The organism is Demequina mangrovi, from assembly GCF_000759715.1.
Classification (GTDB): domain Bacteria; phylum Actinomycetota; class Actinomycetes; order Actinomycetales; family Demequinaceae; genus Demequina; species Demequina mangrovi.
The window spans coordinates 102,714-129,345 of the sequence record NZ_BBLU01000014.1 but is presented as its reverse complement, the minus strand read 5'-3'; the positions used below and the strand labels follow the sequence as shown (position 1 = coordinate 129,345).

The 26,632-nt window shown below is 71.2% G+C and carries 26 protein-coding genes and 1 tRNA gene; 11 read left to right on the top strand and 16 right to left on the bottom strand.

The window, feature by feature from the left end; translation table 11 throughout:
- Positions 1-61 precede the first annotated feature (61 nt).
- Entirely contained in the window at positions 62-2,059 is a 1,998-nt protein-coding gene (gene acs, locus TR42_RS11315; RefSeq protein WP_042215872.1) for an acetate--CoA ligase, read from the top strand.
- 204 nt (positions 2,060-2,263) lie between these two features.
- Here the strand turns inward: acs and TR42_RS11310 are convergent, their stop codons facing one another.
- The 4 genes from TR42_RS11310 to TR42_RS11295 all read right to left on the bottom strand — a co-directional run bounded on the left by TR42_RS11310 (position 2,264) and on the right by TR42_RS11295 (position 7,875).
- Complete coding sequence (locus TR42_RS11310) at positions 2,264-3,946, bottom strand: dipeptide ABC transporter ATP-binding protein (protein ID WP_042215870.1); 1,683 nt, start codon at positions 3,944-3,946, stop codon at positions 2,264-2,266.
- Positions 3,943-5,019, bottom strand: a complete 1,077-nt coding sequence (locus TR42_RS11305) for an ABC transporter permease (protein WP_081953336.1) — start codon at positions 5,017-5,019, stop codon at positions 3,943-3,945. The genes TR42_RS11310 and TR42_RS11305 overlap by 4 nt, the downstream gene beginning before the upstream one ends.
- 1 nt (position 5,020) lies before the next feature.
- The gene (locus tag TR42_RS11300) at positions 5,021-6,109 is read right to left on the bottom strand and encodes an ABC transporter permease (protein ID WP_042215868.1); all 1,089 of its coding nucleotides are present in this window, start codon (positions 6,107-6,109) and stop codon (positions 5,021-5,023) included.
- A gap of 92 nt (positions 6,110-6,201) precedes the next feature.
- Complete coding sequence (locus TR42_RS11295; RefSeq protein WP_042215866.1) at positions 6,202-7,875, bottom strand: ABC transporter substrate-binding protein; 1,674 nt, start codon at positions 7,873-7,875, stop codon at positions 6,202-6,204.
- A 213-nt stretch (positions 7,876-8,088) separates the two neighbouring features.
- On the opposite strand from TR42_RS11295, the gene TR42_RS11290 reads away from it, so the two are divergent.
- Positions 8,089-8,481 (top strand): cupredoxin domain-containing protein, encoded by a 393-nt coding sequence (locus TR42_RS11290; RefSeq protein ID WP_042215965.1) that lies wholly within the window; start codon positions 8,089-8,091, stop codon positions 8,479-8,481.
- 113 nt (positions 8,482-8,594) lie between these two features.
- On the opposite strand, the gene TR42_RS11285 is transcribed toward TR42_RS11290, so the two are convergent.
- From TR42_RS11285 to TR42_RS11270, 4 genes are all read right to left on the bottom strand, one after another.
- Entirely contained in the window at positions 8,595-9,503 is a 909-nt protein-coding gene (locus TR42_RS11285) for a phosphatase PAP2 family protein (protein ID WP_081953335.1), read from the bottom strand.
- Positions 9,504-9,589: 86 nt separating this feature from the next.
- Positions 9,590-10,447, bottom strand: a complete 858-nt coding sequence (locus TR42_RS11280; protein ID WP_042215864.1) for an ABC transporter ATP-binding protein — start codon at positions 10,445-10,447, stop codon at positions 9,590-9,592.
- A 1-nt stretch (position 10,448) separates the two neighbouring features.
- Complete coding sequence (locus TR42_RS11275; protein ID WP_042215863.1) at positions 10,449-11,255, bottom strand: ABC transporter ATP-binding protein; 807 nt, start codon at positions 11,253-11,255, stop codon at positions 10,449-10,451.
- Positions 11,255-12,292: an ABC transporter permease gene (locus TR42_RS11270; protein WP_042215861.1), complete on the bottom strand. Its 1,038-nt coding sequence runs from the start codon at positions 12,290-12,292 to the stop codon at positions 11,255-11,257. Before TR42_RS11270 ends, TR42_RS11275 begins: the two co-directional genes overlap by 1 nt.
- 179 nt (positions 12,293-12,471) lie before the next feature.
- On the opposite strand from TR42_RS11270, the gene TR42_RS11265 reads away from it, so the two are divergent.
- On the top strand, positions 12,472-12,930 hold the full coding sequence (locus tag TR42_RS11265) for a GNAT family N-acetyltransferase (protein ID WP_042215859.1): 459 nt from the start codon (positions 12,472-12,474) through the stop codon (positions 12,928-12,930).
- Between the two features lie 145 nt (positions 12,931-13,075).
- On the opposite strand, the gene TR42_RS11260 is transcribed toward TR42_RS11265, so the two are convergent.
- From TR42_RS11260 to TR42_RS11250, 3 genes are read right to left on the bottom strand one after another with little or no spacing between them, the layout of a single operon-like run.
- Positions 13,076-14,731 carry a DUF2705 family protein gene (locus TR42_RS11260; RefSeq protein WP_042215857.1) on the bottom strand — a complete coding sequence of 552 codons (1,656 nt, stop codon included), beginning with the start codon at positions 14,729-14,731 and terminating at the stop codon, positions 13,076-13,078.
- Complete coding sequence (locus tag TR42_RS11255) at positions 14,731-15,690, bottom strand: ABC transporter ATP-binding protein (RefSeq protein WP_074789490.1); 960 nt, start codon at positions 15,688-15,690, stop codon at positions 14,731-14,733. Before TR42_RS11255 ends, TR42_RS11260 begins: the two co-directional genes overlap by 1 nt.
- A 1-nt stretch (position 15,691) precedes the next feature.
- Positions 15,692-16,168, bottom strand: coding sequence for a GbsR/MarR family transcriptional regulator (locus tag TR42_RS11250; RefSeq protein WP_042215856.1), 477 nt, complete (start codon positions 16,166-16,168; stop codon positions 15,692-15,694).
- Between the two features lie 92 nt (positions 16,169-16,260).
- Between TR42_RS11250 and TR42_RS11245 the strand changes: the two genes are divergently transcribed.
- Together TR42_RS11245 and TR42_RS11240 are read left to right on the top strand one after the other, a co-directional pair.
- Entirely contained in the window at positions 16,261-18,507 is a 2,247-nt protein-coding gene (locus TR42_RS11245; protein WP_081953331.1) for an RNA degradosome polyphosphate kinase, read from the top strand.
- Positions 18,504-19,478: an NUDIX hydrolase gene (locus tag TR42_RS11240; protein WP_042215854.1), complete on the top strand. Its 975-nt coding sequence runs from the start codon at positions 18,504-18,506 to the stop codon at positions 19,476-19,478. Before TR42_RS11245 ends, TR42_RS11240 begins: the two co-directional genes overlap by 4 nt.
- A 428-nt stretch (positions 19,479-19,906) precedes the next feature.
- Here the strand turns inward: TR42_RS11240 and TR42_RS11235 are convergent, their stop codons facing one another.
- Positions 19,907-20,497 (bottom strand): hypothetical protein, encoded by a 591-nt coding sequence (locus TR42_RS11235; RefSeq protein ID WP_369345344.1) that lies wholly within the window; start codon positions 20,495-20,497, stop codon positions 19,907-19,909.
- Between the two features lie 38 nt (positions 20,498-20,535).
- Positions 20,536-20,949: a peptide-methionine (R)-S-oxide reductase MsrB gene (gene msrB, locus TR42_RS11230; protein ID WP_042215852.1), complete on the bottom strand. Its 414-nt coding sequence runs from the start codon at positions 20,947-20,949 to the stop codon at positions 20,536-20,538.
- Between the two features lie 475 nt (positions 20,950-21,424).
- Here msrB and TR42_RS11225 point away from each other — a divergent pair, with 475 nt between their 5' ends.
- The 3 genes from TR42_RS11225 (at position 21,425) to TR42_RS15050 (ending at position 22,896) form a co-directional block, all read left to right on the top strand.
- The gene (locus TR42_RS11225; RefSeq protein ID WP_042215850.1) at positions 21,425-21,715 is read left to right on the top strand and encodes a DUF1540 domain-containing protein; all 291 of its coding nucleotides are present in this window, start codon (positions 21,425-21,427) and stop codon (positions 21,713-21,715) included.
- A 90-nt stretch (positions 21,716-21,805) separates the two neighbouring features.
- Positions 21,806-22,585, top strand: a complete 780-nt coding sequence (locus TR42_RS11220) for an AzlC family ABC transporter permease (protein ID WP_052405990.1) — start codon at positions 21,806-21,808, stop codon at positions 22,583-22,585.
- Positions 22,582-22,896 (top strand): AzlD domain-containing protein, encoded by a 315-nt coding sequence (locus TR42_RS15050; protein ID WP_042215848.1) that lies wholly within the window; start codon positions 22,582-22,584, stop codon positions 22,894-22,896. Before TR42_RS11220 ends, TR42_RS15050 begins: the two co-directional genes overlap by 4 nt.
- A 26-nt stretch (positions 22,897-22,922) precedes the next feature.
- Here the strand turns inward: TR42_RS15050 and TR42_RS11210 are convergent, their stop codons facing one another.
- On the bottom strand, positions 22,923-23,141 hold the full coding sequence (locus TR42_RS11210; protein ID WP_042215846.1) for a hypothetical protein: 219 nt from the start codon (positions 23,139-23,141) through the stop codon (positions 22,923-22,925).
- An 84-nt stretch (positions 23,142-23,225) separates the two neighbouring features.
- Here TR42_RS11210 and TR42_RS11205 point away from each other — a divergent pair, with 84 nt between their 5' ends.
- From TR42_RS11205 to TR42_RS11195, 3 genes are all read left to right on the top strand, one after another.
- Positions 23,226-24,134 carry a phosphotransferase gene (locus TR42_RS11205; RefSeq protein WP_052405988.1) on the top strand — a complete coding sequence of 303 codons (909 nt, stop codon included), beginning with the start codon at positions 23,226-23,228 and terminating at the stop codon, positions 24,132-24,134.
- Positions 24,135-24,212: 78 nt separating this feature from the next.
- Positions 24,213-24,761 carry a VanZ family protein gene (locus TR42_RS14400; RefSeq protein WP_081953329.1) on the top strand — a complete coding sequence of 183 codons (549 nt, stop codon included), beginning with the start codon at positions 24,213-24,215 and terminating at the stop codon, positions 24,759-24,761.
- 10 nt (positions 24,762-24,771) lie between these two features.
- Positions 24,772-24,844: transfer RNA gene (locus TR42_RS11195), tRNA-Lys, on the top strand.
- Positions 24,845-25,033: 189 nt separating this feature from the next.
- On the opposite strand, the gene TR42_RS11190 is transcribed toward TR42_RS11195, so the two are convergent.
- Positions 25,034-25,750, bottom strand: a complete 717-nt coding sequence (locus tag TR42_RS11190) for a hypothetical protein (protein WP_143059015.1) — start codon at positions 25,748-25,750, stop codon at positions 25,034-25,036.
- 63 nt (positions 25,751-25,813) lie between these two features.
- Positions 25,814-26,590 (bottom strand): hypothetical protein, encoded by a 777-nt coding sequence (locus TR42_RS11185; protein WP_143059014.1) that lies wholly within the window; start codon positions 26,588-26,590, stop codon positions 25,814-25,816.
- Positions 26,591-26,632 lie beyond the last annotated feature (42 nt).

The window sequence follows — 26,632 nt, the reverse complement described above, 5'->3', positions numbered from 1 at the left end:
TCTACCAGGCCCTCTTACAAACGCTTCACACGCTCGGGACCTTGGTCCTAGGGTGGCGCCCATGGTCAACGTCGCCCATACCCTCGAGAACCTCCACCACGAGTCGCGGTCCTTCCGCCCTCACGCGGCCTTCGCCGCGCACGCCAACGCCACGTCCTACGAGTACAAGAAGGCCGGGGTCGACCGGCTCCAGTACTGGCGCGAGGCCGCCCTGCGCCTGGCCTGGCGCCAGCCCTTCACCGAGATCCTCGACTGGTCCGATGCGCCGGTCGCACGCTGGTTCCACGACGGCACGCTCAACGCGTGCGACAACGCCGTCGACCGGCACGTGCGCGAGGGTCGCGGGGACAGGGTCGCCTTCCACTTCGTCGGCGAGCCCGGCGACACCGAGACGCTGACCTACTCCGACATCCACGAGCGCGTGCAGAAGGCGGCGAACGGCCTCGTCGCGCTCGGCCTCGGCAAGGGCGACCGCGTCGCGATCTACCTGCCGCAGATCCCCGAGGCCGTGGTCGCGATGCTCGCGTGCGCCCGCATCGGCGCCATCCACTCGGTGGTCTTCGGCGGCTTCAGCGCGGAGAGCCTGCGCCAGCGCATCGACGACGCCGAGGCGAAGCTCGTCATCACGGCGGACGGCGGCAACCGCCGCGGCGCCCACCTCGCGCTCAAGCCCCTGGTCGACGAGGCCCTCGCGAGCCACGGCGAGGGCACCGCGCATCCCGAGCCGTGCGCGTCGGTCGAGCACGTCCTCGTCGTGAGGCGCACCGGGCAGGAGACCGCCTGGACCGAGGGCCGGGACGTCTGGTGGCACGATGCCGTGGACCCTCAGCCCGCCGAGCACGAGCCCGAGTGGGTCGAGGCCGAGCACCCGCTGTTCATCCTCTACACCTCCGGCACCACGGGCACCCCGAAGGGCCTGTTCCACACCACCGGCGGCTACCTCACCGGGGCGGCGCACACCCACCGCATCGTCTTCGACCTCAAGCCCGACGACGTCTACTGGTGCACCGCGGACGTCGGCTGGATCACCGGGCACAGCTACATCGTCTACGGGCCCATGATCAACGGCGCGACCCAGGTGCTCTACGAGGGCACCCCCAACACCCCGCACGAGGGCCGCTGGTGGGAGATCGTCGAGCAGTTCAAGGTCACCATCCTCTACACGGCGCCCACCGCGATCCGCACCTTCATGAAGTGGGGCGAGGCGATCCCGCAGCAGTTCGACCTCAGCTCGCTGCGGCTGCTCGGCTCGGTGGGAGAGCCCATCAACCCCGAGGCATGGATGTGGTACCGGCGGGTCATCGGCGGGGACCGCTGCCCCATCGTCGACACGTGGTGGCAGACCGAGACCGGGGCGATCATGATCTCCCCGCTGCCCGGCGTCACCGCCACCAAGCCCGGCTCCGCGATGACGGCCATGCCCGGCGTGTGCGTCGACGTGGTGGACGATGCGGGACGCCCTGTGCCCAACGGTGAGGGCGGGTACCTGGTCATCACCGAGCCGTGGCCGAGCATGCTGCGCGGCATCTGGGGCAACCGGCACCGCTACGTCTCGACGTACTGGAACCACTTCGACGGGATGTACTTCGCGGGCGACGGCGCGAAGAAGGACGTCGACGGGGATCTGTGGCTGCTCGGCCGCGTCGACGACGTCATGAACGTCTCCGGACACCGGCTCACCACCACCGAGATCGAGCACTCGCTGGTCGCGCACCCGTGGGTCGCCGAGGCCGCCGTGGTGGGGGCCTCCGACGAGGTGACGGGTCAGGCGGTGGTGGCCTTCGTCATCGTCCGCGGCGACGCCCATGGGGTCCCCGAGGACGGCGACGAGGTCGCCGCAGCGCTGCGCGAGCACGTGCGCCACCAGATCGGCTCGCTCGCGAAGCCGCGCACCATCCTGGTCGTGTCGGAGGTCCCCAAGACGCGCTCGGGCAAGATCATGCGCCGGCTGCTGCGCGACGTGGCGGAGGACCGTCCCACGGGCGACGTCACCACGCTCGCGGACCCGTCGGTGATGGACGCGATCCGCACAGGCCTGGAGGCCGGCACCGGCGACTGACCCGCCGCCGCACCTCCGCCTGCCCTCCCCGCCCGCGCGCCGCCGGGACACCCACCACGCTTTCTCGGCCACTACGGCGTGACACGGGACGATCATCTGCAGTGCCGCACGGACGCTGCAGATGATCGTCCCGCAGGACGCGAAAGACGCTCGAAAAGCGTGGTGAGCGTCCCGGCCGGAGGAGGGCCGGCGAGACGGCCCGCGCTAGGCGCTGAGCTCCTCCCACTCCGCACGCCGCGCGGCCTGGGCCACCGGGTCCGGCACGGGGAGCGACGCGAGCAGGCGCTGCGTGTACGGGTCCTTCGGGGCACCGAGCACCTCGGAGCCCGTGCCCTCCTCGACCAGCCGGCCCTTGTGCAGCACGCCGATGCGGTCCGCGAGCATGTCCACCACCGCGAGATCGTGGCTGATGAACAGCGCCGCGAAGCCCAGCTCGCGGTGGAGCTCGTCGAAGAGGTCGAGCACGCGCGCCTGCACCGAGACGTCGAGCGCGGAGGTCGGCTCGTCGGCGATGAGCAGCTCGGGGTCGAGCGCGAGGGCGCGCGCCAGGGACGCACGCTGGCGCTGACCGCCCGAGAGCTCGTGCGGGAAGCGATCGCCGAAGGACGCCGGCAGCTGGACCGCCTCGAGCAGCTCGTCGACCCGTGCGCGGGCGTCCTCGGGGGATCCCGCGCGGCCGTGGACCACCAGCGGCTCGGCCACGCACTGCGCGATGGTGAGCAGCGGGTTGAAGCTGGTCGCCGGGTCCTGGAACACGAAGCCGATGCGGTGGCGGATGGGCCGGATGGCCTTCTCCTTCGCGCCGTTCATCTCGACGCCGAGCACCTCGAACGAGCCACCGCTCACCTTGGTCAGGCCGGCCATCGCGCGGCCGATGGTGGTCTTACCCGAGCCGGACTCGCCCACGAGGCCGAGCACCTCGCCGGGACGGATGTCGAACGAGACGCCGTCGACGGCCACGAAGTCGGGCTGTCGGAAGCGACCGGGGTAGACGATGCGCAGGTCCTTCGCGGAGACCACCGGCGCCTGGTCGGCCCAGCCCTCGGGACGGCGCGCGGCCCGGACCTCGGCGCGCGCCAGGCCCTCGCCGATGCGCGGCACGGCCGCGAGCAGCTGCTGCGTGTACGGCTCGCGCGGAGCCGCGAACAGCTCCTTCACCGGCGCCTGCTCGACCAGCTTGCCCTGGTACATCACCGCGACGCGGTCGGCGAGGTCCGCGACCACGCCCATGTTGTGGGTGATGAGGACGATCGACGCGCCGAACTCGTCGCGGCAGCGGCGCAGCAGGTCGAGGATCTCGGCCTGGACCGTGACGTCGAGCGCCGTGGTCGGCTCGTCCGCGACGATGACGCCGGGGTCGAGGATGAGCGCCTGCGCGATGACGATGCGCTGCTTCTGCCCGCCCGAGAACTGGTGCGGGTAGTGGTCGATGCGCACCTCGGGGTCCGGGATGCCCACGCGCCGCAGCACGTCGATGGCCTTCTCGCGCGCCTCGGCCTTGGTGTAGCTGCCGTGCGCCTGGAGGCCCTCGATGATCTGCCAGCCCACGGTGAACACGGGGTTGAGCGCGGTCGAGGGCTCCTGGAACACCATCGCGGCGTCGCGGCCGCGCATCCTCCGCAGTTGCGACGCGGACATGGCGGCCACATCGGCCCCCTCGGCGTCGTCGCGCCCGCGCAGCACCACCGCGCCGCGCACGTGCGCGGTCTCGGGGAGCAGGCCGAGGATGGTCTTCGCGGTGACGGTCTTGCCGGAGCCGGACTCGCCCACCACGGCGAGCACCTCGCCCGGCTGGACGCTGAGGGACACCCCGTCGACGGCGCGGACGGGTCCGGAGTCCGTCGCGAACGTGACCGAGAGGTCCTGGATGTCGACGATGTCGGTCATGCGGAGGCCTCCTTCGCGGCGGCGGGTGCGGCGGGCTCGGGAGCCCCGGCGGGTGCGCCCGGCGCGACCGGGGCATCGTCCCCGAGGTCGACCCCGAGGTCCTCGACGGGCTCGGCGCCCGCGGCGCGCTTGCGCAGGCGCGGGTCGGAGAGGTCGTTGAGGCTCTCGCCCACGAGCGTGAGTCCCAGCACCACGAGCACGATCGCCATGCCGGGGAACACCGAGGTCCACCAGATGCCGGAGGTGACGTCGGAGACGGCTTTGTTGAGGTCGTATCCCCACTCGGCGGCCGCGGTCGGCTCGATGCCGAAGCCGAGGAAGCCCAGGCCCGCGAGCGTGAGGATCGCCTCGGAGGCGTTGAGCGTGAGGATGAGCGGCATCGTCCGAGTCGAGTTGCGCAGCACGTGACGGATCATGATCCGCGCGTGGCTCGCGCCGATGACGCGCGCCGACTCGACGAAGGCCTCGGACTTGATGCGGATCACCTCGGCGCGCGTGACGCGGAGGTACTGCGGGATGAAGATCACCGTGATCGACAGCGCGGCCGCGAGGATGCCTCCCCACATGCTCGACTGGCCGCCCGAGATGACGATCGCGAGCACGATCGCGAGCAGCAGCGACGGGAACGCGTAGATCGCATCGGCGATCACCACGAGCACCCGGTCGAGCCAGCCGCCGAAGTAGCCGGAGATGAGGCCGAGCGTGACGCCGACGAGGATCGAGGCGGCGACCGCGACGATGATGACGAGCAGCGCCGTGCGCGAGCCCCAGATGAGGCGCGACAGGACGTCGTAGCCGCCCACGGTGGTGCCGAGCAGGTGCGCGCTCGACGGCTCCTGGAGCGAGCCGAAGCTGCCGTCCTCGTCGCGCAGCTGCGAGAAGCCGTACGGCGCGAGCATCGGCGCGAGCAGCGCGGTGAGCAGGAAGATCCCGGTGAGCACCAGGCCCGCGACGAGCATGCCGCGCTGGAGGCCCACGCTCTGACGCAGCTGCGAGATCACGGGGAGCCGGGTCCAGCGGGACGGACGGGACGATGCGGTGGCCGCGGGGGCGGTGGCGGCGGCGGAGGCCATGTCAGTACCTCACCCTCGGGTCGATGAGCGCCGCGATGATGTCGACGATGAAGTTGGTGATGGCCACGATGACCGCGAGGACCACGACGATGCCCTGGACGGCGACGAAGTCGCGCGCCTGCAGGTACTGCGAGAGCTGGAAGCCCAGCCCCTTCCACTCGAACGTGGTCTCGGTGAGGACCGCGCCGCCGAGCAGCAGCGCGATCTGCAGGCCCACCACGGTGACGATCGGGATGAGCGCGGGCCGGTACGCGTGCTTGCGCAGAAGGCGGCGCTCGGAGACGCCGCGCGAGCGGGCCGCGTCGACATAGCCGGCGCCGAAGGTCGAGATGACGTTGGTGCGGACCACGCGGAGGAACACTCCCGCGGTGAGCAGGCCGAGCGCGAGCGCCGGGAGGATCGCGTGCTGGAGCACGTTGCCGATCACGGCCGGATCGCCCGTCTTGATCGCGTCGATGAGGTAGATCCCGGTCGCGCCGTCCTGCCGGGACAGCGTGAGCTCGGTGCGCGTGTCCGCGCGTCCGGCGACCGGGAGGATGTCGAGCCACACCGAGAAGATGAGCTTGAGGATGAGGCCCGCGAAGAAGACCGGGGTCGCATACGCGAGGATCGCGCCGATGCGGTAGACCGCGTCGGGCCAGCGGTCGCGGTGGAAGGCGGCGAGGCGGCCCAGCGGGATGCCGACCGCGAAGGCGACGATGAGCGCGTAGAACGCGAGCTCGAGCGTCGCGGCGCCGAAGTGGACGATGACGTCCGTGACCTCGCGGCGGTCGGACAGCGTGGTGCCGAAGTCGCCGGTGAAGACGCCGCCCAGGTAGTCGAGGTACTGCACCAGGATGGGCCGGTCGTAGCCGGCCTCGTGGATGCGCTCGGCGAGCTGGTCCGCCGGGAGGCGGCCGCCCTGCGCGGCGGTGATCGGGTCACCGGTCGTGCGCATCAGCACGAAGACCGTGGTCACCAGGATGAACACGGTGGGGATGATGAGAAGGGCGCGAACCGCGATGTAGCGGCCGAGCGAGCCTCCGGGCTTCTTCGCCCAGGCGCGGGGGGCGCCGGCTCGCTTCGCCGGGGCTTCCGACGTGGTGGTCATGCGTGGGTCCTGACTGGCCCGACGGGCCGATGAACTGCGAGGACGACAGCGGCGTGCGGGAGGGCCGTGAGACCCTCCCGCACGCCGATGTGTCAGCCCTTCGAGAGGGCGGCGTAGCGGAACTTGAACGAGGCGTCGAGGGTGTCCGCAGCACCCGAGACGTCCACACCGGTCACCGCGACCTGCGCGCCCTGCAGCAGCGGCAGGGTCGAGAGGTCACCCGCGACGGTGTCCTGGATCTCCTCGATGAGGGCGGTGCGCGAGTCCGCGTCGACCTCGGTGCCCTGCGCGACGATCAGGTCGTCCACGGTCGGGTTCGAGTAGTGGTTGCCCAGGAAGCCGCCCTCGTAGAAGAACGGGGTCAGGTAGTTGTCCGCGTCCGAGTAGTCCGGGAACCAGCCGAGCTGGTAGGCCGGGTACACGTCGGCGGTGCGGTCCTTGGCGTACTGGACCCACTCGGTCGACTGGAGGTCGACGGTGAACAGGCCGGAGGCCTCGAGCTGGTCCTTGACCAGGGCGTACTCGTCAGCCGAGCCCGAGCCGTAGTGGTCCGGGTTGTACTGCAGGCTGAGCGCGACCGGGGTCTCGACGCCGGCCTCCTCGAGCGTGGCGGCCGCCTTGTCGGCGTCCGGGCCGCCCTCGCCGTCGCCGTAGAGGCCCTTGAGGGACTCGGTGGCGCCGGTGAGGCCCGCGGGGACGTAGGAGTACAGCGGGGTGAAGGTCCCGGCGTAGACCTGCTCGGCGATCTCCTCGCGGTCGACGATGTCGGCCACGGCCTGACGGACCGCGAGCGACTTGGCCTCGTCGGCCTCGTCCGTGGTGGCGCCGTACGGCATCGTGTCGAAGTTGAACACGATGTAGCGGATCTCGCCGCCGGGGCCGTCGACGACCTGGACGTTCTCGTCCTCGCGGAGGTCCGCGATGTCCGTCGCGGAGAGCGAGCGGAACGCGACGTCGATGTTGCCCTGCTGGATGTCGAGCTTGAGGTTCGACTCCTCGGCGTAGTACTTCACGTCGACGATCTCCGCGTTGGCGGCGCCGAGCAGACCCATGTAGTCGGGGTTCGCCTCGTAGCTGATGAGGTTGTTCTGGTCGTAGTCGGTGATGACGTACTGACCGGCGAACGCGTTGCCCGCGACGATGTCGGAGTCCGGCGTGAGCGCATCGGCGGCGAAGACGTCCTCGTCGACGATGGGGCCCGCGGGCGACGACAGGATCTGCGCGAAGGTCTGGTCGTTCTCCGACAGCAGGTGGAAGACCACCGTGGTGTCGTCGATGGCCTCGGCGTGGTCGAGGTTCCACAGCAGCGAGCCCGGGCCGTTGCCGTCGTCAGCGCCCGACTCGAAGATCGCCTGCATGCGGTCGAACGTGAAGACCACGTCCGAGGACGTGAGCGCGTTGCCGTTGGCGAACGTCAGGCCCTCCTTGAGGACCACGGTGTACTCGGTCGGCGCGGTGAACTCGGCCGAGACCGCGATGTCGGGCTCGACGTCGGGGCTGCCGTACGGGGTGTTGAGCAGGAACGGGAAGACCTGGTTCATCACCGCGAACGAGCCGTTGTCGTACGAGCCGGCCGGGTCGATGGTGGTGATCTTGTCGGTGGTGCCGATGATGATCGGCTCCGATGCGCCGGCGACAGCGCCGCCGGTCGCGTCCGCGCTCGACTCGGTGTCGGAGTCGCCGCCGGAGCAGGCGGCGAGCGTCAGCGCCGAGGCCGCGACGCCGGCGACGATGGCCGTGCGACGCAGGTGGGACGGGTTCCGCATGGGTGTTGCCCTCCTTGTTGAGAGAAGACCGGCGCCTGTGCGCGCGTCGGCCGTGGCAAGCGATCCTGGCACGCACCAGGGGCCTCGCGACCGCCGGTGAGGGATGTTTTACATTCCTGAAACTTTCCGCCGCCGCACCCCTGTGTGACGTGACCGAATCGTTACGGGCACGTGCGCGGCGTGCGACGTACCGTGGAGCGTCAGGAGGTCGCCATGCGCATCATCCGCAGCCGCGCGGCGCTCGCCGCCACGGCCGTCGCTCTCGCCGCCGCGCTCAGCGCGTGCGGAGGCGGCGAGGAGGTGCCCTCGCTCGACGATCAGCCGCCCTCCGCGGAGACGGTGCTCAGCGTCTCCGCGACGGAGTACGCGTACAGCCTCTCGTCCACGACGGTCCCCTCCGGCACCGTCGCGATCGAGCTCACCAACGACGGCGCCGTGAGCCACGACCTCGTGCTCGAGGGCGACCCCGGCGGCGCGACCGCGGTCATCGATCCCGGCGAGTCCGCCTCGTTCGAGGTGGTGCTCGACCCGGGCACCTACACGCTCTACTGCTCCGTCGGCGACCATCGGTCGCGCGGCATGGAGGTGTCGTTCACCGTGACGTGAGCCCACCCGCTGTGACCGATCCCAGACGCCGCGCGAAACGTGGGAAGAAACGTTGCGATCCTCATTGCCGGAGGGCATCCCAGGCCCTACACTGAACCAGGCGAGAGGCCGGATCACCGCCTCGATCGCCGAAGACGTCCCCGGGAGGGACGGCCGCGGTGCCCCCCAGCGCAGCCGACCTCCCGGGGCACCTTCGTCTCCGGGCCCTTCTGCCCCGCGCAGGGGCGCGCCTCAGCCCCGGTCGGCCGCCGTGGGGCCCCGTCCTCCGCATCGTCCGCGCCGTCGCGCGCCCAGGCGAGGTCCTCCTCGGTCACCGCGAGCGCGGTGGGACGCGCAGGCGGGTCGCGCCGCTCGAGCCAGAGGTCGCGCCAGCGCTCCGCCCCCACCACCACACCCAGCACCGCGAGCGCGACGCACAGCCCCGCGAGCACGTCGGTGAGGAAGTGATAGCCGAGGTAGAGGCGGCTCGCGCCGACCCCGACGATGATGAGGAGCGACGCCGCCACCCAGCCGGTGAGCGCCCACGACGCCTCGGCGTCCTCGTGCCACAGGAGGTAGCCGACCACCAGCACCAGGGTCGCCGCGCCCACCGTGTGCCCCGAGGGGAAGGACCCCGAGGTCTCGCCGCCGGGCACCACCATGAGCAGGTCCGCGGGGCGGTCACGCCCCACCAGCGACTTCAGCGCGACGGTGAGCCCAGTCGACAGCAGCATCGCGACCACGAGCAGCGCGGGCTCCCACCATGAGCGGGACACGCGCCACCACACGAGCGCGATCGCGGCCACCACGACCGGCAGCACCGCGGGCCCGAAGACCAGCGACACCGCGTTGAACAGCGTGTCGAGCTCCGGCGACCGCTGCTGCGCGAGCAGCTCGAGCAGCGGCTCGTCGATGAGGAACAGGTCCTCCTTCTCGACCACCCAGTCCAGCACGCCGATGAAGCCGGCGACGCCCATCGCGATCAGCAGCGCCGCCGGCCACAGCGCGAGGGCCGCATCGGAGGGTCGCATCCGTCGTGTCATGCGGCCCACCCTAGGCAGCGCGCACCCCCGCGCCGGGCGGCACGCGCCGCCGCGCCCGCAAGGGCTCCCCCACCGGGGACGATGCGTCAGCCGGCGGAGCGCTCGCGCGCGACCATCGCCTCCTCGAGCGTCGCGCCGACAGGCTCGACCTCCGCCGCGAGGCCGCCGAGGGCCGCCCGGACCCGCACCTCGTCCGCATCGACCGCCCGGACGTGCGTGCCCGACAGCATCACCAGCACTCCGGCGCGGTCCAGCGCCTCGAACGCGTCCTGCCAACGCTCGGTGCGGACCGCGAGCGCGGTGGTGCCGGCCACGATGTCCGCGAGCTGCCCCTCGCCCACCGCGCGGCCCTGCGACATCAGCACCAGCCGGTCGCACTGCTCGGCCTCCTGCATGTAGTGCGTGGTGACGAGCACGCCGACGCCCTGCTCGGCGCTCTCGTGGACCGTGTCCCACAGGCGTGCGCGGGAGAGCGGGTCGACGCCGGAGGTGGGCTCGTCGAGGACCAGCAGCTCCGGGCCGTGCCCCAGCGCGGCGGCGAAGGCGAGCTGACGCTGACGGCCGAGGCCGATGCCGCCGACCAGCCCGTCCCGCGAGCCGGCGAGCGCGTCCGGGACGGCCGTCGCACGCGACCCGAAGGCCTGATCGACGAAGGCGAGGTTCTCCGCGACCGTGAGGTCGTCCCACAGCCCGAGGCCCTGCGGCACGTAGCCCAGGCGGGCGCGACCCTCGCGCGACGGCGGGGCGCCGAAGAGCGCGAGCGCGCCGTCCGACGGCGGGAGCAGGCCGAGGATCATGCGGATGAGCGTGGTCTTGCCGGCGCCGTTCGCGCCGAGCAGGCCGACGATCTCCCCCGCCGCCACGGAGATGGACACCCCGTCGACCGCGGTGAAGTCGCCGAAGCGGCGCGTGACGTCCTGCGCGTGGATGAGCGGCTCGGCCATGTCAGGCCCCCTTCGCGATGGCCGCGGCGACCACGGCGTCCTCGATGTCGGCCACGCGCGGCTCGCCCTCGGGCGGCTCCTCGGGCGACCAGATCCGGTAGCCGCGTCCGCGGCGCCAGGTGCGCGCCGGGTCGCCCGGCGCATCGGCCGCGACCACGTGGCCGGGGATGCCGGCGAGCACGTCCGCGGGCGCGCCCTCGAGCAGCACCTCCCCCGCGTCGAGCACCGTGACGCGATGCGCGCGCTCCGCCTCGTCGAGGTACGTGGTCGCCATCACCACGGCGGCGCCCTGCGAGGCGGCGAGCGAGACCATGCGCCACAGGTCGACGCGGCTCACGGGGTCGACGCCGGTCGAGGGCTCGTCGAGGATGAGCAGGTCGGGCCGGTGCAGCATCGCGAGCGAGAAGGCGAGCTTCTGACGCATGCCTCCCGAGAGGTTGCGCGCGAGGCGCTCGGTCGCGTGCTCGAGCCCGGCGCCCGCGAGCAGCGCGGCGCGGCGCTCCTCGAGCGTGGCGCCCGCGATGCCGTGGGCGGCGGCGACGAAGGCGATGTTCTCGTCCACCGAGAGGTCGCGCCACACCCCCGCGGCGGTGGGCATGAAGCCGATGCGCTCGAGGGCGGGCGTGGCGACCTCGCCCGCGGTCGGGGCGATCGCGCCCGCCAGCGTGCGCAGCAGCGTGGTCTTGCCCGCGCCGTCGCCTCCGACCACGGCCACGATCTCGCCGGGTGCGACCGTGAGGGTGACGTTCGCGAGCGCGGCCCGGCCGCCCCTCTCGACGGTGAGCCCGTGGGCTCCCCAGGCGGCCATCACGCGGCCTTCGACTTCGCGCGGTGGTGGGCGCTCGGCGCGAGGTCGCGACGGAAGCGCAGCACGGCGGCCGTGAAGACGAGCAGCGCCATCCCGGTGAGCACCGCGTACGGCACCCACAGCGCGTCGAGGCCGGCGCCGCGCAGGAAGATCCCCTGCGCGATCTCGACGAAGTACGTGAGCGGCAGGCATCGTCCGATCGCCGCGATCGCGGTCGGCATCGCGTCGAGCGGGAAGATGAAGCCCGACAGCAGGATCTGCGGCAGCAGCAGCATGATCGCGAGCTGGATGGCCTGCGCCTGCGTCTGCGAGACGGTGGAGATGAGCACGCCGATGCCCAGCACCACGAAGAGGAAGATCCCGGCGCCGATCGCGAACAGCCAGGGACTGCCGTTGAAGGGCACGTCGAAGATCCACACGCCCAGGAACGTGACGACGAGCATGTCGAAGGACGCGAGCAGGAAGTACGGGGCGATCTTGCCGATGATGACGTCGGCAGGCTTGAGCGGCATGACCGCGAGCTGCTCGAGCGTGCCCGACTGCCTCTCCTTCACCAGGCCGATCGACGTGATGATGGTGCCGATGAAGGTGAGGATCAGGCCGATGAGCGCCGGCACCATCACCCACGAGGTCTCGAGGTCGGGGTTGAAGAGGATGTCGACCTCGACCTGGTCGCCCATGCGTCCGAACGCCGCGGAGGCGCTCTGCGCGGTGAAGAGGCTCGCGCCGTCGACGTAGGCGGTCGGGGGCTGCGTGGTGGTGTCGATCACCACCTCGGTGGCGTTGTCGGTCATCCACGCGAGCGCATCGTCCGTGGTCGCCTCCGCGTCGACCTCGCCGATGTCGAACAGCTCCGGGGCGTTCGCGGCGGCCTGCTCGGCGCCCGGTCCGATGACGCGGGTGGGGATCGTGTCCACCGTGAAGTTCGCGGCGTAGCCGAAGATCGTGAGCAGCACGATCGGCAGCACGATGAGCATCGCCATCGTGCGCTTGTCACGCCTCAGCTCGCGGAACTCCTTGAGGATCATCGCCTTCATCGTGCTGCCTCTCTCGTCGGTCGGCCGGGTGGCCCGTCCCGCTAATTCTCCACATAGGGAAACATCGGCGCAACCCGCGACGCAGGCGTGTCGCCCCCACGCCCAGCATGGTCGCCGCGCCGGGACCGCGCGAGGGGTCGGACGTCCCGCCCCGCCGGGCCCGTGGAAGAATCCCGGCCATGCAGATCTCCCCGGCCGACCCGACGACCCCCGACATCCTCGCGCTGCTGAACGAGCACCTCGCGGAGATGCACGCGACCTCGCCCGCAGAGTCGGTGCACGCGCTCGACGTCGAGGCGCTGCGCCGGCCCGAGGTCACGTTCCTCGCGGCGCGGGATCAGTCGGGCGACCTCCTGGGCGTCGGCGCGGTGGTCGCGCTGGCCGACGACCACGCGGAGATCAAGTCGATGCGCACCACGGCGCAGGCGCGCGGCAAGGGGGTCGCGGCCGCGGTGCTGGCCGAGCTGGTCGCCACGGCGCAGCAGCACGGCCGCACGCGCGTGAGCCTCGAGACCGGGACCGAGCCGCACTTCGCGCCCGCCCGCCGCCTGTACGAGCGCCACGGCTTCCTCGAGTGCGAGCCCTTCGGCAAGTACACGCTGGACCCGAACTCGATCTTCTACACGCGCGAGGTGTAGCGCCGCGCGCCGACTCCGAACGACCCGCGCCGACTCCCAATGACACTTGTGACCGGAGTCATGCCGCGTGACGGATGGGGATGCCTCGTCCGTCACGCGCTGTCACTTGTGTCACATGTGTCATTGGGAGTCGACGACGGCGGGGTCAGCCCTTGAGGTCACGCGCCCGGTAGCCGGCGACGCCCAGCGCGAGCAGCACCGCCGATGCGCCGAACAGGACCACCGGCTGGTACCAGTACAGGCCGTTGTCGAGCGGGAACTCCCACGTGACGTAGTAGAACGGCGACGCGTGCGCGAGGGGCTCGAGCGCATCGTTCACCGCGGCGAAGGCCGTGAGCGCCCACCCGACGATCGCGACGCCGGTGCCTGCGCCGATCGCGATGCGCGGCACGCCGGTGAACGCGCCGGCCGCGAAGGCCGCCGCGCCCAGCACCGCGCCCAGTCCGGCGAGCAGCACGCCCGTCGCGGCGATGTTCGCGTAGGACATCCCGAGGCCGCCGATCCAGTTGCCCAGCGCGATGCCCGCGGCGATGAGCGCCGAGACCGCGAAGGAGACGACGAGCATCGCGGCCGCACGTCGCCACGCCACCGTGGACCGGGACACCGGCGAGGTCAGCAGCACCGAGATGGTGCGACGCTGCTCCTCGCGCGCGAGGGCCGCGCCGGCCGCGATGACCGGCACCGCGATCGCGACGGGCGCCAGGATCGACAGCCCCTCGCCGTGGTACCAGCCCTCGGGCCGCGAGTAGTCGGCGAAGCCGACCATCGCCATGATCGAGTCGGGGAAGGCCGAGGCGAAGTCGCCCACGAAGTCCGAGACCGCGTTGAACAGCGGTCCCATGACGGTCATCATGAAGAACATCCCGCCGCCGGCGATCGCGACGAGCGCGCGCGAGTCGCTCAGCGCCATGCCGGTCATGCCGCGCGTGCTCTGGCGGCCCTGCAGCATCGTCAGCACCTTCGCCACCCGCTCGTCCTCCTGGAGGCGCGCGACCAGCGGCAGCCGGCCCTCGCCCGAGCGGAGGTCACGGCGGATCAGCGCGGCCCAGCCGACGAGCACGAGCGCGACCGTGATCGCGAGCAGCACCGCCATCTGACCCCAGTCGACGCCGTTGGTGAGAGGCGCGGAGGCGTTGATGTAGTGCCACGGGAAGATCTTGGCGACGTCCTCCCAGCCCTCGAACATGGGCAGCAGGCCCGAGGCGAGGAAGGACACCACCAGGAACGCGGTGGCGATGCCGGAGGCGAGCTGCTGCTGGCCCGTCGCCGCGCCGATCGCGAGCGCGACCGCGCCGTAGAGCATCGACACCACGAGCACGTGCAGCGTCGCGGCGCCCACGTTCACGCCCGTGACGCTCTCGCCGAACATCACCGTGATGCCCAGGTATCCGAGCCACGCGAGCACGTTCACGGCGACGCCGATGCTCAGCACCGCGAGCGTCTTGGAGGTGAAGAGCCGCGAACGCGAGCGCGGCGCGGTGGTGAGGACGTTCATCGTGCCCTCGCGCTCCTCGCCGGCGATGGCCGCGGCCCCCATCGAGATCGCGATCCCCGCGACCACGAAGGGCCCGAGGAAGTTGAACATCATCGACATCATGAGCCCGGTGACGCCCGCGTCGCCGCTGATGCCGATGAGCGACGAGTAGAACTCCGGCATCTCGTCGAAGAACGCCACCGCGTCGTCGCCGATGCCCGCGTAGGCCCACATGCCGAACACCGCGACGAGCCACAGCGAGGCGACGCCGATGAGCGCACCGAGCCAGCGGTCGCGGACCGTCTTGAGGTAGAGGGTCTGCAGCATCACGCACGCTCCGCGGCGGACGATGCGGCGGCCGGCTCCGGGGCGTCCCCGCCCTCGGCCTCGGTCACCTCGTCGCGGTAGAACTCGAGGAAGATCTCGTCGAGGTCGACCGAGGAGGACTCGAGCGACAGCACGTCATGGGCGGTCGCGGCGCGCAGGAGCGGCCCCATCGAGCCCTCGTACTGGGCGGTGACGGTCGCGCCGTCGGCCTCGACGCTGTGGACGCCCTCGATCCCCTCGAAGGCGGCGGCGGGCATGGGCGCGGAGAACTCGAGCGTGACGCGGCGGAGCGCCTTGTCGAGCAGCTCGCTCATGCGCTCGACGGCGATGAGGTGGCCGCGGCGGATGAAGCCGACGCGGTCGGCGACGCGCTCGACCTCGGACAGCGTGTGGCTCGACAGGAAGACCGTGCTCCCCTCCGCGACGTGCTCGCGCATGAGCGTGTGGAACTCGAGCTGCACCAGCGGGTCGAGGCCCGTGATGGGCTCGTCGAGGATCACCACCTCGGGCCGGTTCATGAAGGCCTGGATCAGGCCCACCTTCTGGCGGTTGCCGGAGGAGAGCTCGCCGACCTTCTTGCCGAGGTCCGCATCGAAGCGGTCCGCGAGCGAGTCGACCCAGGCCCAGTCCACCCCGCCGCGGAGGTTCGCGAGGAACTCGAGGGTCTCGCGGCCGGACAGGTTCGGGTAGAGCGCGAGGTCCGACGGGAGGAAGCCGAGATGGCGGCGGATCTCGACGGCGTCCTTGCGCGAGTCGAGGCCGGCGATCCGGCACTCGCCCTCGGACGGGCGGATGAGGTCGAGCAGGCAGCGGATGGTGGTCGACTTGCCCGCGCCGTTGGGTCCCAGGAAGCCGAAGATCTCGCCAGGGCCGATCTGGAGGGAGACGTCCTGCACGGCGGTGAAGTCGCCGAACCTCTTGGTGAGACCGACGGTCTCGATGGCGGGGGTGGAGGTCATGTCAGATCCTTGTCTCTGAGGGGGACGGGTCCAGCTCTGCGGCCATCCGCTCCATCAGCGGCGGCCATTCGCGTGCGAAGAAGTCGGCGAGGTCGCCGAGCTCCGTGACCCTCTCGGGTCGGTCCCGGGGAAGGATGTCGTCGCCCGCCCGCGCGAGGTCGCCGAGGGCGCGGATGCGCTCGAGCTCGGAGGCCATGACGCCGTACCAGGCGCCGGAGCGGAGACGGTAGCGCTGCGTGCGGTCGCCCCGCACGCGGACCTGCTCGACCATGCCGAGCTGGACGTGCGTGCGCAGCTGCGTCGAGACCGTGCCGGCGCTGAGGCCGAGGTCCGCGGCGATCTCCGCCTGCGTGCGCTCGGCGGGCTCGCAGATCATGAGCCATCCGAGGATCTCGGCCCACGCGCGAGCGGAGCCGAACATCGTGAAGAAGGTCGCCACCCTGTCCACGTACGCGTGCTGCGCCTCGGTCATCGTCATATTTCAACGATGCCTGAAAGCATTGAAGAACGCAAGCGACCCGGGCCCTTCAGGGGGTGGCGACCACCCCCGCAGCGTGGAACCATGGCCCCATGTCCGAGAGCCTCGACGTCAACGCCGCCAGCCCTGCCCCCGCGCCGCAGGACGATGCTCCCGCGCGCGAGTCGGAGGAGACCTACCCGGTGCCCATGGTCGAGTTCGACGAGGAGGAGGCGCCGTCGCCGCTGCCCGACGACCGCTACCTCGACCGCGAGCTCTCGTGGCTCGCCTTCAACGAGCGCGTGCTCGAGATGGCCGAGGACCCGCACACGCCGCTGCTCGAGCGCGCCCGCTTCCTCGCGATCTTCGCGTCCAACCTCGACGAGTTCTTCATGGTCCGCGTCGCGGGCCTCAAGCGCCGCATCGCCGCCGGCTTCGCGGTGCCCTCCGCGACCGGCATGAGCGCCTCGCGCCAGATCGAGGCCATCACCGAGCGCGCGCACGAGCTCATGGACCGCCACGCCGAGACGTTCGAGGAGCAGGTCCGCCCCGCCCTCGCCAACGAGGGCATCCAGCTGGTGCGCCAGGAGGACCTCGGCGACGCCGAGCGCGAGCGCCTGCGCAAGCTCTTCCGCGCGGACATCTTCCCGGTGCTCACCCCCCTCGCGGTCGACCCCGCGCACCCGTTCCCGTACATCTCGGGGCTGTCGCTCAACATCGCCGTCGAGATCGTCGACCCCGACACCGGCAAGGACTACTTCGCGCGCGTCAAGGTCCCCGAGACGCTGCCGCGCTTCCTGTCCGTCGACGCCGCGGGCCACGTGGGCCAGGTGACCGATGCGGCCGCGCTGTCCGACGAGCCGCGCAGCTTCGTGCCGCTCGAGGACGTCATCGGCGCGCACCTCGACTACCTCTTCCCCGGCATGAAGGTCGCCGCGCACTACACGTTCCGCGTCACCCGCAACGAGGACGTCGAGGTCGAGGAGGACGACGCCGAGAACCTCCTCAAGGCGATGGAGAAGGAGCTGCTGCGCCGCCGCTTCGGCCCTGCGGTGCGCCTCGAGGTCGCCGACGACCTCCCGCCCAAGATCCGCGAGCTGCTGGTGCGCGAGCTGGGCATCACCGAGAACGACGTGTTCCACCTCCCTGCACCCCTCGACCTCACGGGGCTCAACCTCATCGCGGACCTCGACCGTCCCGCGCTGCAGTTCGAGTCCTTCCGCCCGACCACGCACCACCGGCTCGCGCCCGTCGAGACCGCGGACGAGCAGAACGTCTTCGACGCGATCACGCGCGGCGACGTGCTGCTTCACCACCCCTACGACTCGTTCTCGACGTCGGTCCAGGCCTTCCTCGCGCAGGCCGCCGCGGATCCCAAGGTGCTCGCGATCAAGCAGACGCTCTACCGCACCTCGGGAGACTCGCCCATCGTCGACGCCCTCATCGAGGCCGCGCACGCCGGCAAGCAGGTGCTCGCGCTCGTCGAGATCAAGGCCCGCTTCGACGAGAGGCGGAACATCTCGTGGGCCCGCAAGCTCGAGCAGGCGGGCGTGCACGTGGTCTACGGCCTCGTGGGCCTCAAGACGCACTGCAAGCTCTCGCTCGTGGTGCGCCAGGAGGAGGACGGGCTTCAGCGCTACTCCCACATCGGCACGGGCAACTACCACCCGAAGACCGCGCGCCTCTACGAGGACTACGGGCTGCTCACCAAGAACGCCGAGGTGGGCGCGGATCTCACCAAGCTCTTCAACCAGCTCTCGGGCTACGCGCCCAAGTCGCGCTTCCGCCGCCTCGTGGTCGCCCCGGTGGGCGTGCGCCAGGGCCTCATCGAGCGCATCGACCGCGAGGCCCGGAACGCCGCCGCCGGCAAGGAGGCGTGGGTCAAGATCAAGGTCAACTCGATCGTCGATGAGAAGACGATCGACGCGCTCTACCGCGCCTCGAACGCGGGCGTGAAGGTCGACGTCAACGTCCGCGGCATCTGCGCGGTGCGTCCCGGCGTCCCCGCATTCTCCGAGAACATCCGCGTCCGCTCGATCCTCGGCCGCTTCCTCGAGCACTCGCGCATCTACGCCTTCGCCAACGACGGCGACCCCGAGGTGTTCATCGGCTCCGCCGACCTCATGCACCGCAACCTCGACCGTCGCATCGAGGCGCTCATCACGGTGACCGACCCGCAGCAGTCGGCGAGCCTCATCGAGAACATCGACATGGCGATGAGCCATCAGGTCGCGGGCTGGGAGCTTCACGAGGACGGCACGTGGGGCCACGGGGTCACCGACGGCGAGGGCAACCGCCTCAAGGACCTCCAGGGCACGTACATCCGCCGCCAGCCCAAGCGGAGGGCCAAGGGCAAGTGAGCCATTATCCCGAGGGCACCGTCGTCGCGGCAGGTGCGCTGGTCTGGCGCATCCGCGACGGCCGCCTGCAGGTGCTCGCGGTGCATCGCCCCCGGTACAACGACTGGTCCTGGCCCAAGGGCAAGCTCGACCCCGGCGAGTCGCTGCCCGAGTGCGCGGTGCGTGAGATCGCCGAGGAGACCGGCCGCCAGGTGGTGCTCGGACAGCCGCTGCCCACGCTGCGCTACCCGATCGGGTCGGGCAAGCAGAAGGTGGTGAAGTACTGGGCCGCCGAGGTCGCGACCCCCAACGCCGCCGCCGTGAAGGCGCGCCCGCGCTACAAGGACGCCTCGAAGAACGAGATCGACCAGGTCCGCTGGCTCGGCGTCGAGCAGGCGCACGAGCTCATCACCTTCCCCGACGACCTCCGTCCTCTTGATGCGCTCGTCGACGCGTACGCGGCCGGACGGCTCGACACCCGGCCGTTCATGCTGGTCCGGCATGCGCGCGCCAAGCGCCGCAAGGCCTGGAGGCTGGCCGACGAGGCGCGGCCGCTGAGCAGGTCCGGCAAGGAGCGCGCCAACGAGATCGTGCCGCTCATCGCGTCCTTCGGGATCGGCAAGATCGAGTCCTCGCCCGCACGTCGGTGCGTCGACACGGTGACCCCCTACGCGGACGCGATCGGCGCCGACATCCACGTCCACGAGGCGCTCACCGAGCCCCGGCACGCGCATCGTCCGCTCGAGACGGCGACCGTGTTCGGGAAGCTGCTGCGCAAGCGCTCGCCGCGCGCGGTGTGCGTGCACCGGCCGACGCTGCCGACCATCATCGAGATGCTGCGCGCCGCGGTGCGGCCGTACACCCGCGGCGCGCTGCCGCGCTCGAACCCGTACCTGCCCGCGGGCGGCGTGCTGGTCGCGCATGTGGCCGACTACGAGTCGGGCCCCGTGGTGGTCGCGGTGGAGACCCACCTCCTGCGCGTGCACGTCTGACCGTTCGCGGTCGCCGGCATCCCGCCACCCCACCCGGCGGCACCGGCAGTCCCGATCCGGAATGGGGCGCTCACCGTCGATCCCGGGCTGTCGCTGCGCGCTATGGGGCAACCATGCGCGAGCTGGACATGAAGCGACGCCGGACCGGGAGCGCCAGTCGGCGCGAAGGCCGCTCGAAGCGGCTGGATTTGGAGCCCGGGGCTACCGCGGTCCGACGTCACCCCCACCATACGCCGGAAACCTGACGCCGGGACGCGACTGTGGACCCTTCTCGCGCTCCGCGAACGCCTCTTGCGAAGGAACGATGCGCGGGGCGACCATGGGTGCCCCACAGGAGTCGGAGGCGGCTCGGATTCGACCGTGAGCGCCCCATTCCACGCTGCGGGCGGCGGCTGCGGGTGCGGGTGCGGGTGCGGGTGCGGGTGCGGCTAGTCGAGCCGGTCCTCGCGCCACATGGCGGCGCAGCGCTCGAGGTCCTCGCCTGTGCGCAGCAGCTGCGCGGCGCGCATCGTCGTGCGGTGCGCGCGGGCGTCGGCGTGGCCCTCGTCCGAGCCCGCCTCGAAGGCCGAGCCGGTCGCGACCACGCGGCAGAACGCCCCGGCGCGGTCGAGCGCCACGGCGAGGTCGCCGCTGAAGACGCCGGACAGCACCGCGTCGGCGAGCGTGCGGACCTCGTCGGGGCCGGGAGGGTCCTCGACGCCGGCGATCGCGTGACGCACATGCGCCGCCTGGACGCCCTGGTGGTACGAGCGCGCGACGTTCGCCGCATCGTGCTTCACCCATTCGCGGATCATGTAGATCCGCCACAGCGCGCCGGGCAGGGTGTGCTCCCCCGCCTTCGACCACATCATCGCGACGGTGTCGATGCCCTCCTCGTCGACCAGCCGGATGAGGCGCTCGACCAGCGCGGGGTCCTTCGACTCGCGCGCCTGGGAGACGATCGCGAGAGCGGTCTCGTGCGCGATCAGCCCGCGGTCCGCGGGATCGATGTCACCCTCGATCTGGTCCGCCAGCTCCATGTCGAGCATGGCCGGCCGGCGGAAGCGCGGTTCCACCACTAGGCGGGACCGCCCTCGGACTCGTCGAAGGTGAGCGACACCGAGTTGATGCAGAAGCGGTCGCCCGTGGGCGTCTGCGGGGCGTCGGGGAACACGTGGCCGAGGTGCGAGTCGCACGCGGCGCAGCGGACCTCGGTGCGCACCATGCCGTGCGTGAGGTCCTCGTGCAGGGTGACGGCGCCGTCCTCGGCGTCGTAGAAGCTGGGCCAGCCGCAGTGCGAGTCGAACTTGGTGCCGGACGGGAACAGCTGCGCACCGCACGCGCGGCAGCGGAACACGCCGTCGCGCTTCTCGTCGATCAGCTCACCGGTCCACGGACGCTCGGTGGCGGCCTCGCGCAGCACCTGGAACTCGACGTCCGTCAGCTGGGCGCGCCACTCGGCGTCGGTCTTCACGATCTTGTTGGGGCTCATAGGTCTGCTCCTTCCCGGGCAAGCGTACGCGCGCGGCGCGCTCCCGAATCGCGCACCGAGCCCGACGACACCGGCCCGAACAGATCAAGACGCGAGGCGCCCGACCTCCGAGGGGGGGAGGAGGTCGGACGCCACGCGTACTCACCTGGCCACCCGTGCGGCTCGCGCCGTGGCGGGTACACCCATACAGACGCTCACCAGCGCGCATTTGTTCCCGCCTGGCGAGACGGTTCTCGGCGGGGCCTGCGCGGAGCGCGGGACGATGCGCGAGCCGCGGCCACGAGGAGGGCGCGCCCCAGACGCGCGAGCCGCCTGGGCCGCGGCACCGAATTCCGCGCGATATCAGTGGCGATAATCGAATATCGGCATGCTTATCGCACAGATATCGCGACACGGCTCACGGGCCGATATCCGCGCGTATATTCGCAAGAAGTACCGCCGGAACATGCCGGCGCACGGATATCTGGAGGCCCCCATGCCTGTGTCGATCGGACTCCCCATCGTCTCCTCGTGCTCGGTCGAGTCGTGCGGCTACAACCACGACGGCTGCCACGCCGGCGCCATCTCCGTGGGCGGCGCGCACGGCGCCTGCCACACCTTCGTGGACACCGAGAGCAAGGGCGGCGCGGACGCGACCGCTGCGGTGGGCGCATGCTCGCTCGAGGAGTGCCAGCACAACGAGAACCTCATGTGCACCGCTGACTCCATCGCGGTGGGCGGCAGCACCGATGTCGCCGACTGCCTCACCTTCGCGGCTCGCGTCTAGCCACGACCTTCGCTCGGCCCCGGCCACGCGCCGGGGCCGACGCATGCCCGGCGGACATCGCGGTCATCGCGGCGTGCCAGACTCGCTGAGGTGACCTCTCCCTCGCCGTCGTTCCTGCGCATCGGCCGTCAGCAGTGGCAGGACACCTGGGCCGGAGTGCGCGCGGTCGCGCCGCTCATGCCCGGCGCGATCCTCTTCGGCCTGGCCTTCGGCGCGCTCATCCGCGTCGCCGGCATCAACGCATGGGTGGGCAACTTCGCCTCGGTGTCGGTGGTCGCCGGCGCGAGCCAGATCGCGATCGTCGAGCAGCTCCGGGCCGGGGCGCCCGCGGCCATCGCGGTGCTGACGGCGCTCGTCATCAATGCGCGGTTCGCGCTGTACTCGGCCGCGCTGGCGCCCGTGTTCGAGGCCTTCCCGGCACGCTGGCGGCTGGGCCTCGCGCACCTCATGACCGACCAGTCCGCGGTGGTGGCCCTCCAGCACTCCCCGCGCTGGCCCGATCCGGTGAGGCGCCGCTGGTTCATCTGGGGCTCGTCCGGCCCGTTCGTCGCCGTGTGGGCGATGGGGACCGCGGCCGGCATCGCGCTCGGGCCGGTGATCCCCGACTCCTGGCAGATCGGGTTCATCGTGCCGCTCATGTTCCTCGCGGTGCTGGTGCCGGGGCTGCGCGACTCCCCCGCGCTCGTCGCGGTCGCCGTGTCGGTCGGCGTCGTGCTGCTCGGCAAGGAGCTGCCCTACGGCCTCAACGTGCTGCTGGGCGCGCTCGCCGGCATCGCCGCCGGCGCGATGGTGCCGCGGCGCGCGGCGGCGCACGACGACGCGAACGAGGACCCCGAGAACCCGCCCACCGGATCGGAGGCGAGCCTGTGACCGCGTTCCTCGTCTTCACGTTCGCCGCGATCGGCACGTACCTCATCCGACTGTCGGGCATCTCGCTGCTCGGCGGCGACCGCGATCTGCCGCCGGCCGTGACCCGGGCGCTCAACCTCGTGGGCCCGGCGGCGATGGCGGCCATCGTCGCCAACTCCCTGCTCCTCGACGGCACCGAATGGCGCGCGCTGGGCGCGTGGCATCTCGCGGCCGTCGTCGCCACGGGCGTCGCCCTCTGGAAGCGCACGATGGGCGTCACCATCGCGGCCGGGGCGGTGGCCTTCGCGGCGCTGCTGCTCGCGGGTCTCTGACCCGCCGCGACACCGCGCTCGGCGCGTCAGGCCGCGCGGCCGCGCGGCACGCGCGCGACGGCCTCGCCGGCCCCGAGCGCGGCCGCATGCGCCACCGGGTCGGGGAGCTGAGGGATCCCCTCCGCGATGATCCGCACCACCACGTCCTGCGCGATGCGCTCGGCCAGACGCGCGTCCGCACCCATGCCCGCCGCGGCACGGCTGGCCGCCGCCCGCATCCCCTCGAGAAGCTCCGCATCCATCATGCCGCCGACGTTATCGGCGGGGTCTGACAACGCCTCCACCGGCCCTCCCCGACGGCCCGCCACGCACGCTGATAGCGTCGCGGAGTGATCCGCGACTCCGGCCCGCCGCCCGCGCACCCGGCGATCTCGCCGGAGCTCGCCCGCGCGCTCGTGGACCAGCAGCTGCCCGGCCTCGCGCACCTGGAGATCGGCGAGCGCTTCGACGGCTGGGACATGGTGGTCTACCGGCTGGGCGAGGACCTCAGCCTGCGCCTGCCTCGCGTCGAGGCCGCCGTCGGCTCGCTCGCACGCGAGTCGCGGCTGCTCAGCACCGTCGGCGCAGGCTGGACGTTCCCCCACCCGCGCATCGTCGAGAGCGGCGTGGGCCAGGACGGCTACCCGTGGCCGTGGGCCGTCGTCTCATGGCTGCCCGGCCGCGCGGCCGATGCGGCGCCGCTCGACGCATCGTCCGGTGCGGAGCTGGGCCGGGCGTTCGCCCAGGTCCACTCCCCCGCGGGCGACGACGCGTGGTTCAACCCCGAGCAGTCGATCACACTCACCGAGCGGGCGGAGAACCTCGAGTGGGCGCTGCGTCGCCTCGCCGGCGCCGAGGGTCCGAGCGCAGAGCGGCTCGACCTTGCCGCCGTGGGCGACGTGTGGGACGAGGCGCTCGACGCACCCGCGCCGCGCGACGTGGTGTGGTCGCACGCCGACCCGCACGGCTCGAACCTGCTGGGTGTCGACGGACGCTTCGCCGGGGTGATCGACTGGGGAAAGATGGCCGGCTGCGAGCGCGCCGTGGACCTCTCCTTCCTCTACACCGCGATGCCCGCGGCGGGCGTGGACGATGCCGTGGCGGCCTACCGCGAGGCCACCGACTGCGACGATGGCGGGCTCGAACGCCGGATGCGCGGCATCGCGGTCGCGAAATGCGCCTCGTGGGCGGTGCTCGACCGCCCGCTCAACATCGCTATGGCGTGGCGCGGATTCGGCGAGCTCGGCGTGCTCGTCTGACCCCGGCGCGCGACGCCCGGGCAGGTTCCAGACCGTACGCTTGAGCGTTGGACCCCGACCGTGCGACCAGGAGGAACGATGCCCATGCTGCGGTACGAGGAGGCCGGCATGGCGCTCCCGATCGCGCTGATCGGCGGTGTGCTCGTGCTGATCGCCTGGGGCCTCGGCGCGCTCTTCGGCCACGGGCGTCGCACCGCGCTGTGGGTCGCGCTGCTCACGTGCCTCGCGGTGATCGGGTGGATCACCATCGGCCTCACGCTCGTGACGCACGACCCGGGCACGGGCGGCGTCAACCTCGATCCGGGCCAGGAGATCCGGCGCGCGATCACCACCGGCGCGCGCGAGCCGTGGCTCAATCTCGTGGGCAACATCGTGCTCTTCCTCCCGTTCGGCACCGTGGTCGCGCTCCTGACCCAGCGAGGCTTCGTGCTGCGGGTGCTGACGGCGACGTTCCTGGGGGCGGCGCTGTCGACCGCGATCGAGTCGACCCAGTACCTGCTGGGCCGCGTGGCCGACGTCGACGACATCATCCTCAACACCGCCGGCGCCTTCCTGGGCGCCCTCGCGGCGGGCATCGTCCTCGCTCTCGGCGACTCGGCGGCAGAGGGGCGCCGCCGGGCTGACTAACATGGTCGGCGGGCCTCTAGCTCAGTCGGTAGAGCAGCGGACTTTTAATCCGTAGGTCGTGGGTTCGAGCCCCACGGGGCCCACTCTCGGGGGCGGCGCATCCTGTCCGTCACCGACTCGTTCGGCGTGGCCCGCCTGACCGCCCGATCCGAGAGCACCGGCTCCCTCGTCACCATCCCCTTCGACCTCACCGAGACGCTGCCCCTGCTCACCGCCTGACACAGCACAACGCCCTGGTCACCACGACGGTGACCAGGGCGTTGGCGTCACGACTATCTGACGATCGTCGGGTAGTTGGTGCCGTAGTTGAGGCACAGCTCAGGCGTCGCGTATGTCCTTGCGTACTCGAGCGCGTCGTCAGCGGTCTTGACGGTGACGGGCTCGCCGTCGACGAACTCGCCCAAGGAGCGAGCCGTGTACACGCCTGTGCCCGTCACGGACCACCAGAAAGTGCTGTCACCCACCTGCCCCTTGGAGTTCGCCTCACGCCACTCGGAGTTCGCCTGCCACGCGTTGAGGCGGGGTCCCCACGACAGCGGCACCGTTCCGTAGGGCTGCGCGCGGACGGAGCAGATCTCAAGGTTCTTCACCATCAGTGCTGCACGCTTGCTGTCCGCCAGTGTGTCTGCGCGGTCGACCGAGGCCATCTCCCAGATCTCCTCAGGGAGGTCCTCGGTCGGGTCGACGATCAGCCACTTGCCGTCGCACAGGGCGACGGAGACGCCGTTGAGCTCGTCAGGCTTCAGCGCAGTGGTGTCCTGAATGCCGTCCTTCGCGACGACGTACGTGCCCGCCAGGTACGAGCCGTCCGTGTCCTCGGTCCAGTCGATCTCCGTGGGCAGGCACTCCGGACCAGGCTCGGCGGTGACAGACGGTGACGGCGTCGCGCTCGCGAACGCTTCGGCGACCGTGACGGTCTCGCCGGGAGCCGGCGACTCCGACGTCGCAGCGGTCGTGGTCTCCTCGGCTGCAGCATCACAGCCTGTCATGAGCAGCATGCCCGCGAGTGCCGCGGGCACGTATCTGGTGACGTGTCGCATTCGTGTTTCCCCTCAGTGGCTGCTGCCGTCGTCTGCGACGTTGACGATCGGGACGGTGAGGTCGTAGTTGTAGCAGTCGATCTCATCGCGGTGGGCATCTGCCACGTCCTGTGTCGACGTGAGCGCAACCTCGACCGAGGGGTGCCAGTCCGTCATCGGCCTCCAGTTGTTGAGGGCGATGCTTGTCGCGTCGCGGAAGTCCTCGTGCTGCGCGGTCGCATCACCTGCCTTGGCGTACCAGAGGAGGTTCGCGCCGTACCGCAGGTCTCCGGTGACTGAGCCGGCGTCGTCATAGACGTAGAACAGACATCCCATGAGGTCTCTGACTGCGTAGGCGGTCTGATAGTTCGCCTCGTAGATGCCCTGATCGGGGTCGTCGTAGAAGTACTCCGCCATCACGGTCTCGTTGTACGGGACCGTGGTGTCCAGGACGCACCATGCGCCGTCGTGCAGGTATGCAGGCGTGTCCTCGAGGATCTCAGGCTTGTACCCGCGCTCAGCGTCCGGATCGGTGATCTTCACGCCAGGCACGAGCTCCATGCCGTCCTCGTACTCGATGGAGCAGTCCGCGACGGCCGGGGTCGGCTCCGCGGTCGCGGTCCCGGTCGCGGATGCGGATGCGGATGCGGATGCGGATGCGGATGCGTCGACGGTCGTGACGGTCTCAGTCGCGGCCGGCGATTCCGACGTCGCAGCGGTAGTGGTCTCCTCGGCCGCCGCATCGCAGCCGGTCATGAGCAGCATGCCCGCGAGCACCGCGGGCACATGTCTGGTGATGGTGTGGCGCATTCGTGTGTTCCCCTCAGTGGTGCGCCGATGATGGCGCTGGTT